Below are 14,621 nucleotides of genomic sequence, written 5' to 3' on the forward strand. Positions count from 1 at the left end.
GAGCGATCAGCGGCGCGGACTACGGCGTTCGGCGGGCCGGACATCGGACACCGAATTTCGAGGGACGATCAGGCCGTGAGGGCGGTGCGGCCCTTGCGGCGGCGCGCGGAGACGATGGCGCGGCCCGCACGGGTCCGCATCCGGAGGCGGAAGCCGTGAACCCGCGCCCGACGACGGTTGTTCGGCTGGAACGTCCGCTTGCCCTTGGCCACGGTCAACACTCCTCGAGTTGGTGGGTACCCGGCGGCACCCGAAGCTTTCGGTGATTCATGAGGTCAACATCGGCGTGTCGGTCCTGGCGAACCGCCGGCACGGGCAGCTACTCAGCACAGGACAGCCACCACGCCGAGAGGTGACTGTACGAGAGTACTTATCGCCCGGTAGCTGGTCAAACTCGCCCATACCGAGGGGAGAGCCCGCTCACATGCACTACGGTGACAATCATACCGGCCGATGCCACACGAACCGGGGCGATCGATCACGAATCCACCGAACCGACGGTCGAGGTCCGAGAGAACGTCGGCCCCTGAGGTCGCCGAGATCACCGTCCGATCGCCGTGCCGACACGGATTCGCAGGTGGGGGCGTACACGGGATCGAGGAGAAGGGCCGTTCCGGGCCGATAAGTAATCCACAGGCGTTCTCCACATCTGTGGATAATTGTGTGGATTACTTGTGAGTGGCATATTCGTAGGTCCGATGGTGCCACGCCGCCGCCTGGATACGGGGAGTCCGGGCAAGCATCCCACATGGGTTGCCACGTCCGCACAGTGGCAGACGTGGCCGGCATGGGTCACGAGGACGTACGCAGCATCACTGAAGCGAACCTACGGTAGACGCACCGCGTGCCCCGGACGTCTGCGCCCATCGACCGACTCCCGGGGAGGATAGTGCATGGACGACGAGCAGAACGTGTTGGCCGCCATATGGCCGGAAGTGGTCGCCGAACTGACCACCGGCTCACCCGACGGCGCTATCGCGCCGGTGAGCAGGGCCCAGCAGGCCTGGTTGAAACTGGTCAAACCGCTGACCGTCGCGCAAGGATTCGCGTTGCTCTCGGTTCCGTCCTCTCTGGCCCAGGAAGCCATCGAACGCGATCTGCGTGAACCCATCCTGCGCTCGCTCGGTCGACGACTCGGCCCCCAGGTGGAGGGACTAGGGGTGCGGATCGCCGCACCCACCCCGCCGGCCCACGAGCCGGCGGCCGGTTCCCCTCGCAACCCCAGGATGACCAGTCGGCCGGAGCGGTCCGGTGATACCCACCCGGATTTCCCGTCTCCCGTGGCACCGGCAACCATATCCGGCTCCATCCGATACCCGTCCGGTCTCGGACACGAGTCCGCGGCCGATCGCCCGGATACGAACTACTCGGTGGGCCCGGCGGCACGGCAGGAGGGCGAGTATCCCTCCGCCACCGCGGAGCGCCGACACGATCCGGAGTTCCCTCGCGATCCGGACTACCTACGAGATCCTGAAGCCGTGCAGGGGCCGAGCTACCCATCGACCCCGTCATTTCCGGATCGACGGGAGTACCCGGAGCCACGGGAGTACGGCCCGCCGAGCGAGTACGCCGCTCGCTACCGATCCGATCGGGAGCCTCGTTCAGCGTCCGACTACGGCAGTCCGGGATATCCGACGTACCGCGAATATCCCGACCATATCGTCGAGAAGCGGGACCGGGAGTCGACCTCCACACCGGGCGACTCCGTCACCGTGCCCCCCGGCCGCCCCGACCCCCCGCTTCCACCGCGCCGCGACAGCGTCCCCGCGCAGGAATCGCTGTTCGGCGCCGACGCTCTGCCATCGCGCGACACGACATCGAAACCGATGCACGAGGGGGTACGCGATTCGGGTGAGGACGCTCCGCGGCGCGACGGCCTCGACGACGAACCGGTGGTCAATGTCCGCAGCTCCTGGCCCACCTACTTCGGCAAATCACCGGAGAAGCCGGAGCCGTCGATCACTTCCTCGTCGGCGAGCCTGAACGCCAAGTACACCTTCGAGACCTTCGTCATCGGCGCCTCCAACCGATTCGCGCACGCTGCCGCAGTGGCCATTGCCGAAGCGCCCGCCCGTGCCTACAACCCGCTGTTCGTGTGGGGCGCCTCCGGGCTGGGCAAAACGCATCTGCTTCATGCCGCGGGACACTACGCACAGCGGTTGTTCCCCGGGATGCGGGTGAAGTACGTGTCCACGGAGGAATTCACCAACGACTTCATCAACAGTCTGCGCGACGACCGGAAGGTGGCGTTCAAACGCCGCTACCGGGAGACCGACATTCTGCTGGTCGACGATATCCAGTTCATCGAGGGCAAGGAAGGTATCCAGGAGGAGTTCTTCCATACCTTCAACACCCTGCACAATGCGAACAAGCAGATCGTGGTGTCCTCGGACCGCCCGCCCAAACAGCTGGCCACCCTGGAGGAACGCCTGCGCACCCGGTTCGAGTGGGGGCTGATCACCGATGTGCAACCACCCGAACTGGAGACCCGGATCGCGATTCTGCGCAAGAAGGCGCGGATGGACCGCCTCGACGTACCGCACGACGTACTGGAGCTGATCGCCAGTCGGGTGGAGCGCAATATCCGCGAGCTCGAGGGAGCGCTTATCCGGGTCACCGCGTTCGCCTCGCTGAACGGGCAGCCGCTGGATCAGTCGCTGGCCGAGGTGGTGCTGCGTGATCTGATGCCCGATACCGCCGCATTGGAGATCACCTCGGCCACGATCATGGCCGTCACCGCGGAGTACTTCAATACGACGATGGAGGAGCTGGTCGGTCCCGGCAAGGCCCGTCCGCTGGCGCAAGCACGGCAGATCGCCATGTATCTGTGCCGGGAACTCACCGATCTGTCGCTGCCCAAGATCGGTCAGGCCTTCGGCCGCGACCACACCACTGTCATGTATGCGGAGAAGAAGGTCCGCAAGGAGATGACCGAGCGGCGCCGCGTGTACGACCAGGTCCAGGAGCTCACCGCCCGGATCAAACAGCGCTCCCGCTGATCCGCATTCATCCACAGCAACCCCGGCTCACACCCTGTGCATGGCTCTGAGCTGGGGTTTTCTCTATTTCAGGGCTGTGGATTCCTCGAGGAATCCACCGGTTGTCCACTGGTTGATCCACAGCCGGACCGAGGAGGACGCCGCCGTTCGTGCACAGCCGGTTGTCCACAGAATCCACAGGCCCCGTAGTCCACAGGTGCTGACCTGGGGTTCTGCCGGCTCAGGGCTGTGGATTCCTCGAGGAATCCTTGTGGATTCCTCGAGGAATCCTCGAGTTGTCCACGGATCGGTGCACAGTGTGCACAACCGGAAGAAAACGGTGGAACAACTCGAGGACAACTCGAGGATGGATTTGGGACAACCCTGCGCTCTCCACAGAGCCCCCGGATTCATCCACGGTTCATTCCACGGTCATCCACACCCCGCCACGCTCATGGACCTGCGAAAACCACCGGATTCCACAGAATCCACAGGCCCTATTACTACTTCAGTTCTTTCTCTTGGATAACTCTCTTGAAAACAGAGGGTGTGGAAAGTTGACGCCGGACCTCGCCGACGCAATCGGTCACCATCCACACCGAGGGAAAGGCGGTCACTCCGTCGGCACGGGTCGCCGCGCGGGTGGCGACATCGAGTGGGGTCCGTGCCCGATGGCGCGCCCGAGTACTCACCACGTCTCTCCGCGGCAAACCGCCTCGGCGTGCACACGGTGCCCTCGATCACTCGTCCCTACCGGTGCCGGGCTCACTCGCGGGCAGGTGGACACTTATGGGTTATGGGAAAACCGAACCCGATGCTTCGATCGGGCAAGCCGGAGTGCCGCTGCATGCTCGTCTCACCCGACCGCGCGGACAGGTTTGCGCCACGGGACCAGAGGGTCGAACCGATAACTCGGTCGGCACGCGGTACGGTTTGATGTCGGCCGCTTGTGCCACACTTCCCAAGCGGTCGATCCAGCAGTATCCGGCCGCCGCAAGAGATCACGGAACGGGAGAGGACAGTCGGGCGATGGAGCTTGCGAGCATGAAGTTTCGGGTCGCCCGTGAGGATTTCGCGGAATCGGTGGCGTGGGTGGCGCGCAGCCTGCCGTCGCGCCCACCCGTTCCGGTCCTCGGCGGGGTCCTGCTCGTCGCGGACGACAACGGATTGACCGTTTCCGGTTTCGACTACGAGGTGTCGGCGCAGATGCGGGTCGCAGCCGAGGTCGCCGGGGCGGGCGAGGTGCTCGTTTCCGGACGTCTGCTCGCCGATATCACCAAGGCGCTGTCGAACAAGCCCGTGGATGTGTCGGTCGAGGGCAGTCGAGTGCTGATCTCCTGCGGCAGCGCGAAATTCTCGCTGCCCACCATGCCGGTCGAGGACTATCCGCAGCTGCCCGAGGTGCCCCAGTCCAGCGGTGAGCTCACGGTCGATCTGTTCGCCGAGGCGGTCGGCCAGGTGGCCGTCGCCGCCGGGCGCGACGACACGCTGCCCATGCTCACCGGTATCCGGGTCGAGATCGAGGGCTCGCAGGTGGTGCTGGCGGCGACCGACCGCTTCCGCCTCGCGGTGCGGCATATCCAGTGGAAGCCCACCCGACCCGATATCGAAACCGCGGTACTCATTCCGGCGCGCACCCTCTCCGAAGCGGCCAAGACACTGGGATCGTCCGACGCGCCCGTCCAGCTGTCCCTGGGGTCGGGGACGGACGGGCTGATGGGGATCGTGAACGCAGGACGTCGGACGACCACCCGGCTGCTCGATGCCGAGTTCCCCAAGTTCCGCCAGCTGTTGCCCAAGGAGCACACCTCGATCGCGACGTTGGAGGTCGCCGCACTCACCGAGGCGATCAAGCGCGTGGCACTGGTCGCCGAGCGCGGAGCGCAGGTTCGGCTGGAGTTCTCCGGTGAGGGCCTGCTGCTGTCGGCCGGCGGTGACGACGCGGGTCGAGCCGAGGAGTGGCTGACGGCGGATTTTCGTGGCGAACCGTTGACCATCGCCTTCAACCCGAGTTACCTTACGGACGGTTTGTCGGCGCTACACGCGGAACGGGTCACCTTCGGCTTCACCACGCCGAGCCGCCCCGCGGTTCTGTTGCCTGCGGGCGAGGAGGAACCGCAGGCGCTCGACTCCGGTGCCTACGCGGCGCTGGAAAGGGACTATGTCTACCTGTTGATGCCGGTCCGGCTGCCGGGCTGACAGGGCGTGCGGTCGACGTTGTCCACAGCTGTGGATAACCCTGTGATCACTTTCCGGGTGGTCTGATCCATGTTCGTCCGGGTGCTCACCCTGCGGGACTTCCGCTCCTGGGAGCAGGCCGATATCGAGCTTTCCCCGGGTGTGACGGTTTTCCTGGGTGCCAACGGCAACGGCAAGACCAATCTGCTGGAAGCCCTCGGCTATCTGTCCACGCTCGACTCTCACCGGGTCGCCTCCGAGGCGCCGCTGATCAGGATGGGGACCGAGCGGTCCCGGATCGGGGCGAACGTGGTCAACGCCGGGCGAGAGCTGCGTATCGATGTGGAGTTGAACCGTGGCGCGGCCAATCGGGCGCAGATCAACCGATCTCCCGTACGTCGACCGCGCGAGGTTCTGGGTATTTTGCACACCGTTCTGTTCGCTCCGGAGGATCTGGCGCTGGTACGCGGCGATCCCGGGGAGCGGCGCCGTTTCCTCGACGAGTTGTGCATCGCCCGGTTACCACGTCTGGCCGCGGTCCGTTCGGACTACGAGCGGGTGCTGCGACAGCGTTCGGCCCTGTTGAAAACCGCCGGTCGCCGGACCGGGTCGAAGGCGGATCTGAGCACCCTCGACGTCTGGGACGGGCACCTGGCAAGTCATGCCGCCGTCCTCGTCGCCGAGCGCCTGCGTCTGGTCCACGACCTGTATCCCCATCTCGCCCGCTCCTACGCTTCCATCGCGCCGGAGTCACGCCCGGCGTCGATCGGTTACCGCAGTGCGGCGCTACCGCCGGAATTCCTGGTGCCCGAGCGAGCGCCCGCACCCGACGACACCGCGGCGCTGGAATCGGTGCTGCTGCGAGAACTGGCCGCCGCCCGCCCCAAAGAGCTCGAACGCGGTATCTGCCTGGTCGGCCCGCATCGCGACGATCTGGACCTGTTGCTCGGTGACACACCGGCCAAGGGTTTCGCCAGCCACGGGGAATCCTGGTCGTTCGCGCTGGCACTGCGTCTGGGCGCGTTCGACCTGCTGCGGGCCGGCGGTACGGAGCCGGTGCTACTACTCGACGATGTCTTCGCCGAGCTCGACCGTCGTCGCCGCGCGGCGCTCGCGCGGGTCGCCGCCGAGGCCGAGCAGGTGCTCATCACCGCCGCGGTAGCCGAGGACGTGCCCGCCGAGCTGAGTGGCACCACTCTCCGGGTGATCACCGATGGTGGCGCCGACCACCGGATATCCCGTATCGAATCGGCCGCGGCAAACGCCTGGGGAACCGCGCTCCCGGGGACCGGGTGAATTCGCGTGATCAGGAACGTTTCCCAAGAGCTTCCCACCCGAGGCTCCCGTCGGTAGGGTGCCGTAGAGTGTCTCGTCGGACGGACATCCTGTCCGACGCACCTGTGGAGAGTTATCCACAAGCCTGTGGATAAGTTGCTCCAACAGATCGCTGCCCGCGCCGAGGCAGCGATCGGGCCCCTCCGTCGACAGCGGTACCGATATCAAAAAAATCCGCTTCGACCTGCAGAAACAGCTACAATACCGATTGTCTCCGACTCGAGGCGACACGGCCGGCGATGGTACGCACGTGCTGTTACCACCTGGGGAAAACCGAGCGTAACTGGGGATAACTTGGACAGGTGAGCGGAACACAGCCATGACCGAACAGCCTGGACAGCCCACGAACCCCCCGACCTCCACCGGGGAGGCGGAACTGCGCGGAATCGATCTGGCCCGCCGCGCCCTCGAAGAAGCCCGGGCCGCGGCCCGGGCCGCCGGCAAATCGGTGGGGCAGGGCCGGTCCTCCCCCCGCCGGGGGGCCCGTTCGGGCGCGCGCAGGCGTACTGGATGGTCTGGAGCCCGCCCGGACGATCGGGATCCACAGCTGCTGTCCACCCTCGCCACCTCGATCGCACGCAGTCGCGGATGGTCGGCCAAGGTGGCCGAGGGAACGGTATTCGGCCGCTGGGCCGGGGTGGTCGGCGACGATATCGCCTCGCATGCCACGCCCGTCAAACTGGAGAACGGCGTACTGAGTATTGCCGCGGAATCGACCGCCTGGGCCACGCAGCTGCGCATGCTGCAACCGCAACTCCTGGCCAAGATCAATGCGGCGGTAGGGCCGGGCGTGGTCGGATCCCTGCGTATCTCCGGCCCCGCCGCGCCCAGTTGGCGCAAGGGCGAACGCCATATCCGGGGGCGGGGCCCGCGCGATACCTATGGATAGCGCCCATCCCGCCAGATATGCGATACTTAACGTAACATTTATCCTGCGTTATCCACAGGAGGGACGTGCCGTTCGGCCTCCTGCGGGCCGGGGTTCGAAGGGAACGGCCCGCGCCGCGACCGAAAGGGCTGCCCATGACCGTGATCACCGACCCGTTTCCCGCCGTTCCGACGCGTACCGTCCAGCGCGGCGATATCGAGCTCGCGGTCTTCGAATGCGGTGATCCCTCCGGTCCACCGATCCTGTTGGTCCACGGCTGGCCGGACACGCATGTGTTGTGGAATCGGGTCGCCGGGCTGCTGACCCCGCGCTTCCGGGTCATCGCCTTCGACAATCGAGGCGCCGGCGAGAGTACGGTCCCGCACGACAGCACGGACTACCGTCTCGAAGAGCTCGCCGCCGATATCCGGGCGGTCGCGGCCGCCGTCGCGCCCGGTGAACAGGTACACGTCGTCGGACACGATTGGGGTTCGGTGATCGGTTGGGAGTTGGTCGGTGCCGCCGACGCGTCCACCGCCATCGCCTCGTTCACGTCGATATCCGGACCCAATCTCGATTTTCTGGGCGCCTATCTGCGCGGTCCGTTCTCGCGGGCCCGGCTGCTCGGCTCGTTGGAACAGGGACTGGCCTCGGCCTACACCTTCGCTTTCCGGATACCGCGGCTGCCGGAGGTCGTGCTGCGGAGGCTGTCCGGACACTGGCCGCGGTTCCTGTCGTTCTTCGACGGGTTGGACCCCGCCGTGGTGCGCACGGGCTCCACCCTGCGTGCGGATATGGTCAACGGCCTCGAGCTCTACCGTGCCAATATCCATTCCCACCTGCGTCATCCCCGTCCTCGCCCGATCGAGGTGCCCGTGCAGGTGGTCATCGCCACCGGCGATCGCGCCGTTCGGCCGGTGGTGCACGCCGAGGCGGGCGATTGGGTTCGTGATCTGACCGTCCGTACGATCGGTGCCCGGCACTGGTCGCCGTTCACCCATCCCGGCGACCTGGCCGGGCTCACCGCCGAGTTCATCGATCGGGTCGACGGACGCTGATCCGCGCGCGGTGGGGCCGCTGTGCTTCGTGTAACTCTCACGCCATCTCAGATGGATCGAAACGGGCGCGAGGCGGAGGCGACCCGTGCCGCTTCGATTTCTCTCCTCCTCGAAGCCGCCAGAGGTGTCGTAGGTGGGTTGTAGATTGGGCGGGCAAGTAGGATGGAGAGGTAATCAGCGGCGACCCCTTCGGCGCGCTGCGTACAGCCCGCGTGTGGACCGAGAATCTCGAGAAGTCGTTTCGTCTCGAGTCCTCGTCGGTCCGGGCGTGCCCGCGTGACCGACCGCCGTTCCGGGGATCAGCAAGTAAGGAGAGCTACCGACCAGTGGCTGCCAACGACTCCAAGGGCTCGAAGAAGGCGACATCGGCCAAACAGGACTACGGTGCCTCCTCTATTACCGTTCTGGAAGGGCTCGAGGCGGTACGCAAACGCCCGGGCATGTACATCGGTTCGACCGGTGAGCGCGGTCTGCACCACCTGATCTGGGAGGTCGTGGACAACTCGGTCGACGAGGCGATGGCCGGTTACGCCACCCGGGTGGAGGTCACGCTGTTGGCCGACGGTGGGGTGGAGGTTGTCGACGACGGCCGCGGTATCCCGGTGGCCATGCACGCCCAGGGGATCCCGACCATCGAGGTCGTCATGACCCAGCTGCACGCGGGCGGCAAGTTCGACTCCGAGTCCTACGCCGTCTCCGGTGGTCTGCACGGCGTCGGTATCTCCGTGGTCAACGCGCTGTCCACTCGGCTGGAGGCCGAGATCAAGCACGACGGCTACCACTGGAGCCAGACCTACAAGGACGCCGCCCCCGGTAAGCTGGTCCAGGGCGAGCCCACCAGGGAAACCGGTACCACCATCCGGTTCTGGCCCGATCCGGAGGTCTTCGAGACCACGACCTTCAACTTCGAGACGGTCGCGCGCCGACTACAGGAGATGGCGTTCCTCAACAAAGGCCTCACCATCGTGCTGACCGATGAACGGGTCAGCGAGGCCGAGATCACCGACGATGTGGTCAGCGAAACCGCCGAGGTGCCCAAACACGCCGAGAACGGCGAACAGCAGCCGGCCGAACCCAAGGTCAAAACCCGCACCTACCACTATCCGGGCGGTCTGGAGGAATTCGTCCGCCACATCAACCGGACGAAGACGCCGATCCACAATTCGGTCGTCGGGTTCACCGGCAAGGGCACCGGGCACGAGCTCGAGGTGGCCATGCAGTGGAACTCCGGCTACTCCGAGTCGGTGCACACCTTCGCCAATACCATCAACACCCATGAAGGCGGCACCCACGAGGAAGGCTTCCGCGCGGCGCTGACCTCGGTGGTCAACAAGTACGCCAAGGACAAGAAGCTCCTCAAGGAGAAGGACGGTAACCTCACCGGCGACGATATCCGGGAGGGCCTGGCCGCCATCGTCAGCGTGAAGGTGAGCGAACCGCAGTTCGAGGGCCAGACCAAGACCAAACTCGGCAATACCGAGGTCAAGTCGTTCGTCCAGCGCACCTGCAACGAGCACCTGGCGCACTGGTTCGAGGCGAACCCGGCCGACGCGAAGACCATCGTGCAGAAGGCGGTGTCGTCGGCGCAGGCCCGTGTCGCGGCCCGCAAGGCCCGCGAGCTGGTACGCCGCAAGAGTGCCACCGACCTGGGCGGGCTGCCCGGCAAGCTGGCCGACTGCCGGTCCAAGGACCCGAGCAAGTCCGAGATCTACATCGTGGAGGGTGACTCCGCCGGCGGCTCGGCCAAATCCGGTCGCGATTCGATGTACCAGGCGATCCTGCCGCTGCGCGGCAAGATCATCAATGTCGAGAAGGCCCGCATCGACAAGGTCCTCAAGAACAACGAGGTCCAGGCGATCATCACCGCGTTCGGCACGGGTATCCACGACGAGTTCGATATCGGCAAACTGCGGTATCACAAGATCGTGCTGATGGCCGACGCCGACGTCGACGGCCAGCACATCTCCACCCTGTTGCTGACCCTGCTGTTCCGGTTCATGCGCCCACTCATCGAGAACGGCCATGTCTTCCTGGCGCAGCCCCCGCTGTACAAGCTCAAGTGGCAGCGCAGCGAACCGGAGTTCGCCTACTCCGACCGGGAACGCGACGGCCTGCTGGAAGCCGGCCTGGCCGCCGGGAAGAAGATCAACAAGGACGACGGTATCCAGCGGTACAAGGGTCTGGGCGAGATGAACCCGAAGGAGCTGTGGGAAACCACCATGGACCCCTCGGTCCGGGTGCTTCGTCAAGTGACATTGGACGACGCCGCCGCCGCGGACGAACTGTTCAGCGTGCTGATGGGTGAGGACGTGGAGGCACGCCGCAGCTTCATCACCCGCAATGCCAAGGACGTCCGCTTCCTCGACGTATAGCCGGTCCCGCCTGCGCCGGAGCGCGCGGGACCAGCCCTGACTTCCTTTCGTACCAGGAGACTTCATGACCGACACCACCTTGCCGCCCAGCGGTGCGGGCGACCGGATCGAACCGGTCGATATCCAGCAGGAGATGCAGAGCAGCTATATCGATTACGCGATGAGCGTGATCGTGGGCCGCGCTCTGCCCGAGGTACGCGACGGCCTCAAGCCGGTGCATCGCCGGATTCTGTACGCGATGTACGACAACGGCTACCGGCCCGACCGCAGCTACGTGAAATCGGCCCGCCCGGTCTCCGACACCATGGGCAACTATCACCCGCACGGCGACTCGGCCATCTACGACACCCTCGTCCGGATGGCCCAGCCGTGGTCCATGCGCTATCCACTGGTCGACGGCCAGGGCAACTTCGGCAGCCGCGGCAACGACGGTGCGGCCGCCATGCGCTACACGGAATGCCGGCTCACCCCGCTGGCCATGGAGATGCTGCGCGAAATCGACCACGAGACGGTTGATTTCATCCCGAACTACGACGGTAAGACCCAGGAACCGGTCGTTCTGCCCAGCCGGGTGCCGAATATGCTGATGAACGGCAGCAACGGTATCGCGGTCGGAATGGCGACCAATATTCCGCCGCACAACCTCACCGAGCTGTCCGAGGCCATCTACTGGGCGCTGGATAACCACGACGCCGACGAGGAGACCACCCTCACCGCCTGTATGGAACGGGTCAAGGGGCCGGACTTCCCGACCGCGGGCCTGATCGTCGGCACCCAGGGCATCCAGGACGCCTACACCACCGGGCGCGGTTCCATCCGCATGCGCGGTGTGGTGGAGATCGAGGAGGACAACCGGGGCCGCACCACGATCGTCATCACCGAACTGCCCTACCAGGTCAATACCGACAACTTCATCAACGCCATCGCCGAGCAGGTCAAGGACGGCCGGATCGCGGGTGTCGCCGATATCCACGACGAGTCCTCCGACCGGGTGGGCCTGCGGATCGTGGTCACCGTCAAACGCGACGCCGTGGCCAAGGTCGTGCTGAACAACCTGTACAAGCACACCCAGCTGCAGACCAGCTTCGGCGCGAACATGCTCTCGATCGTCGACGGCGTACCGCGCACCCTGCGGTTGGACCAGATGATCCGGTTCTACGTCAACCACCAGTTGGACGTGATCATCCGGCGCACCCGGTACCTGCTGCGCAAGGCCGAGGAGCGGGCCCATATCCTGCGCGGACTGGTCAAGGCGCTGGACGCCTTGGACGAGGTCATCGCCTTGATCCGTCGGTCGGCCAATACCGAGACCGCACGCACCGGTCTGATACAGCTGCTCGATATCGACGAGATCCAGGCCACCGCCATCCTGGACATGCAGTTGCGCAGGCTCTCGGCCCTGGAACGGCAGAAGATCATCGACGAACTGGTCAAGATCGAGGCCGAGATCGCCGATCTGAACGATATTCTCGCCAAACCGGAGCGGCAGCGCGCCATCGTGCGTGACGAGCTGGCCGAGATCGTGGACAAGTACGGCGACGAGCGGCGCACCAAGATCGTCTCCGCCGACGGTGACGTGGCCGACGAGGATCTGATCGCCCGCGAGGACGTGGTCGTCACCATCACCGAGACCGGTTACGCCAAACGCACCAAGACCGACCTGTATCGCAGCCAGAAGCGCGGCGGCAAGGGTGTGCAGGGCGCCGGCCTCAAACAGGACGATATCGTCAAGCACTTCTTCGTCACCTCGACCCACGACTGGATCCTGTTCTTCACCAACAAGGGCCGGGTCTACCGCGCCAAGGCCTACGAACTGCCCGAGGCCAACCGGACCGCACGCGGGCAGCACGTGGCGAACCTGCTGGCCTTCCAGCCGGACGAGAAGATCGCCCAGATCATTCGGATCAAGTCCTACGAGGACGAGCCGTACCTGGTGTTGGCCACCAAGAAGGGTCTGGTCAAGAAATCGCGCCTGTCGGACTTCGACTCCAACCGCAGCGGCGGTATCGTCGCGGTGAACCTCCGCGACAACGACGAGTTGGTCGGCGCCGTTCTGTGTTCCGCCGACGACGACCTGCTGTTGGTATCGGCCCAGGGCCAGTCGATCCGGTTCTCGGCCACCGACGAGGCGCTGCGTCCGATGGGGCGCGCCACCTCGGGTGTACAGGGTATGCGGTTCAATGCGGAAGACGAGCTGTTGTCGCTCAACGTGGTTCGGGAAGGTACGTATCTTCTGGTCGCGACGTCCGGTGGTTACGCGAAACGGACGGCGATCGAGGAGTACACCGCCCAGGGACGCGGCGGAAAAGGTGTATTGACAATCCAATACGACACCCGGCGTGGCACCCTGGTGGGAGCGCTCATCGTCGACGACGACGACGAGTTGTACGCGATCACATCCGGCGGTGGCGTCATCCGCACCGCGGCCCGGCAGGTTCGACGGGCCGGTAGGCAGACCAAGGGCGTGCGATTGATGAACCTCGCCGAGGGAGATACGTTGCTTGCGATCGCGCGCAATGCCGACGAACCCGAACAGATCGACGGCAGCGATGTCTCAGAGCAGTAAATCCATATAGCGGCGGCAACGAACGGATCCGAGGATTCCCAATTGACCACTCCGAAACAGCCGAACGACGAGCGGCAGCAGTCGAATGGTGTGACCGAGAGGATCGCACAGTCACCCATTCAGCCGCGCCCGATCCCGCGACCGGGTGTCGCCGCGGAGAACGAGCAGTCCGGCGGCGGGCAGCAAGGTGGTAATCCGTCCGGTGCGCCCGCCGGTGGTCAGCCGCAGGACCAACGTGAGCAGGGCGAGTTCGGGCCCGCGATTCCGGCGCAGGGCGCCCAGGCGGCCAACGGACCGGCGGGCGGTCCGGGGCCGCAGCCCGGTCCGGGCCCCCAGTCCGGTCCGGCACCACAGGGTGGCCAGCCACCGCAAGGTGGCCAGGCTCCCGAGCAGGCCCCCGGTGGTGGGCCCAAGTCGCCCTACCAGGACGGCTGGTCGCAGTTGCCGCAGCGGGAGCCGCAGACGAACCTGGAACGGCCGGGATATGCCCCGGTACCTGGGCGCAGTCAGCCGACCTCCCCGTCGATCGGTCTCGGCGGGGGCGCCACCAATGCCCGCACCACCGCCGACCTGGCGGCCAAGGCGGCCCGTAAAGAAGCGGCCATGGTGAAGTCCGTCGGCCTGGACGGCCCCACCCGCAGTATCGCCCGTCCGGAGCTGGTCAAGGACATGCCGGACCTGTCCGAGCTCCGCCATCCGCTACCGCAGGAGAACCCGACCCGGGCACAGGCCCCGGTCTCGCCGTCGGCGGTTCAGGCAGTGGCCGGCGGCGAGGTGCTGCGCGCGACCGTACAGATTCGCCGGATCGACCCCTGGTCCACCCTGAAGATCAGCCTGGTGATCAGTGTCGCCATGTTCTTCGTGTGGATGCTCGCGGTCGGCCTGCTCTACATCGTGCTCGAGGGTATGGGCGTCTGGGAGCGGCTGAACAATACGTTCACCGATATGGTCTCGCAGGACAGCGGTTCGATGGGGTTGATCGACGCGGGCACGGTATTCGGCTATGCCGGTGTCATCGGCCTGATCAACGTGGTGCTGTTCACCGCCCTGGCCACCGTCGGCACGTTCATCTACAACCAGTGCTGCGATATGGTCGGCGGCGTCCAGGTGACCCTGGCCGATCCCGACTGATCACAACGACCACAGAGGCCGGTACCGTCCGTTCGGTACCGGCCTCTGTGGTTTCTACGGACGAAGGAGATCGGAGAGCCGTTCAGGTGGTCGATGGCACCGGCATCTACCTGCGGTTTTGGTTGTTTCCGGCGG

At 65.6% G+C, this 14,621-nt stretch carries 9 protein-coding genes; 8 read left to right on the forward strand and 1 reads right to left on the reverse strand.

The features are described from left to right. Nucleotides 1-68: 68 nt before the first annotated feature. Entirely contained in the window at nucleotides 69-212 is a 144-nt protein-coding gene (gene rpmH, locus ON20_RS25530) for a 50S ribosomal protein L34 (protein WP_040839468.1), read from the reverse strand. A gap of 1,266 nt (nucleotides 213-1,478) precedes the next feature. Here rpmH and dnaA point away from each other — a divergent pair. From dnaA to ON20_RS25570, 8 genes are all read left to right on the forward strand, one after another. After that, entirely contained in the window at nucleotides 1,479-2,999 is a 1,521-nt protein-coding gene (gene dnaA / locus ON20_RS25535; RefSeq protein ID WP_498043799.1) for a chromosomal replication initiator protein DnaA, read from the forward strand. 1,008 nt (nucleotides 3,000-4,007) lie between these two features. After that, complete coding sequence (gene dnaN, locus ON20_RS25540) at nucleotides 4,008-5,177, forward strand: DNA polymerase III subunit beta (protein WP_040839427.1); 1,170 nt, start codon at nucleotides 4,008-4,010, stop codon at nucleotides 5,175-5,177. Between the two features lie 69 nt (nucleotides 5,178-5,246). Continuing rightward, nucleotides 5,247-6,452 (forward strand): DNA replication/repair protein RecF, encoded by a 1,206-nt coding sequence (gene recF / locus ON20_RS25545; protein WP_051163316.1) that lies wholly within the window; start codon nucleotides 5,247-5,249, stop codon nucleotides 6,450-6,452. A gap of 358 nt (nucleotides 6,453-6,810) precedes the next feature. Next, nucleotides 6,811-7,380 carry a DUF721 family protein gene (locus tag ON20_RS25550; protein ID WP_040839429.1) on the forward strand — a complete coding sequence of 190 codons (570 nt, stop codon included), beginning with the start codon at nucleotides 6,811-6,813 and terminating at the stop codon, nucleotides 7,378-7,380. A 134-nt stretch (nucleotides 7,381-7,514) separates the two neighbouring features. Then, nucleotides 7,515-8,417, forward strand: coding sequence for an alpha/beta fold hydrolase (locus ON20_RS25555; protein WP_040839430.1), 903 nt, complete (start codon nucleotides 7,515-7,517; stop codon nucleotides 8,415-8,417). Nucleotides 8,418-8,743: 326 nt separating this feature from the next. Then, a complete protein-coding gene (gene gyrB / locus ON20_RS25560) occupies nucleotides 8,744-10,789 on the forward strand; it encodes a DNA topoisomerase (ATP-hydrolyzing) subunit B (protein ID WP_040839432.1) in 2,046 nt (681 codons plus the stop codon). A 64-nt stretch (nucleotides 10,790-10,853) separates the two neighbouring features. After that, the gene (gyrA, locus tag ON20_RS25565) at nucleotides 10,854-13,355 is read left to right on the forward strand and encodes a DNA gyrase subunit A (protein WP_040839434.1); all 2,502 of its coding nucleotides are present in this window, start codon (nucleotides 10,854-10,856) and stop codon (nucleotides 13,353-13,355) included. A 42-nt stretch (nucleotides 13,356-13,397) separates the two neighbouring features. Then, entirely contained in the window at nucleotides 13,398-14,486 is a 1,089-nt protein-coding gene (locus ON20_RS25570) for a DUF3566 domain-containing protein (RefSeq protein WP_040839435.1), read from the forward strand. The last annotated feature ends 135 nt before the right edge of the window (nucleotides 14,487-14,621 follow it).

This window comes from Nocardia brevicatena NBRC 12119, from assembly GCF_000308495.1.
Classification (GTDB): Bacteria; Actinomycetota; Actinomycetes; order Mycobacteriales; family Mycobacteriaceae; genus Nocardia; species Nocardia brevicatena.

Bases quoted from the DNA above. Each gene is read 5' to 3' on its own strand.
- ON20_RS25550 (WP_040839429.1), top strand. From the start codon at position 6,811: ATGACCGAACAGCCTGGACAGCCCACGAACCCCCCGACCTCCACCGGG.
- recF (WP_051163316.1), top strand. From the start codon at position 5,247: ATGTTCGTCCGGGTGCTCACCCTGCGGGACTTCCGCTCCTGGGAGCAG.
- dnaN (WP_040839427.1), top strand. From the start codon at position 4,008: ATGGAGCTTGCGAGCATGAAGTTTCGGGTCGCCCGTGAGGATTTCGCG.
- ON20_RS25555 (WP_040839430.1), top strand. From the start codon at position 7,515: ATGACCGTGATCACCGACCCGTTTCCCGCCGTTCCGACGCGTACCGTC.
- gyrA (WP_040839434.1), top strand. From the start codon at position 10,854: ATGACCGACACCACCTTGCCGCCCAGCGGTGCGGGCGACCGGATCGAA.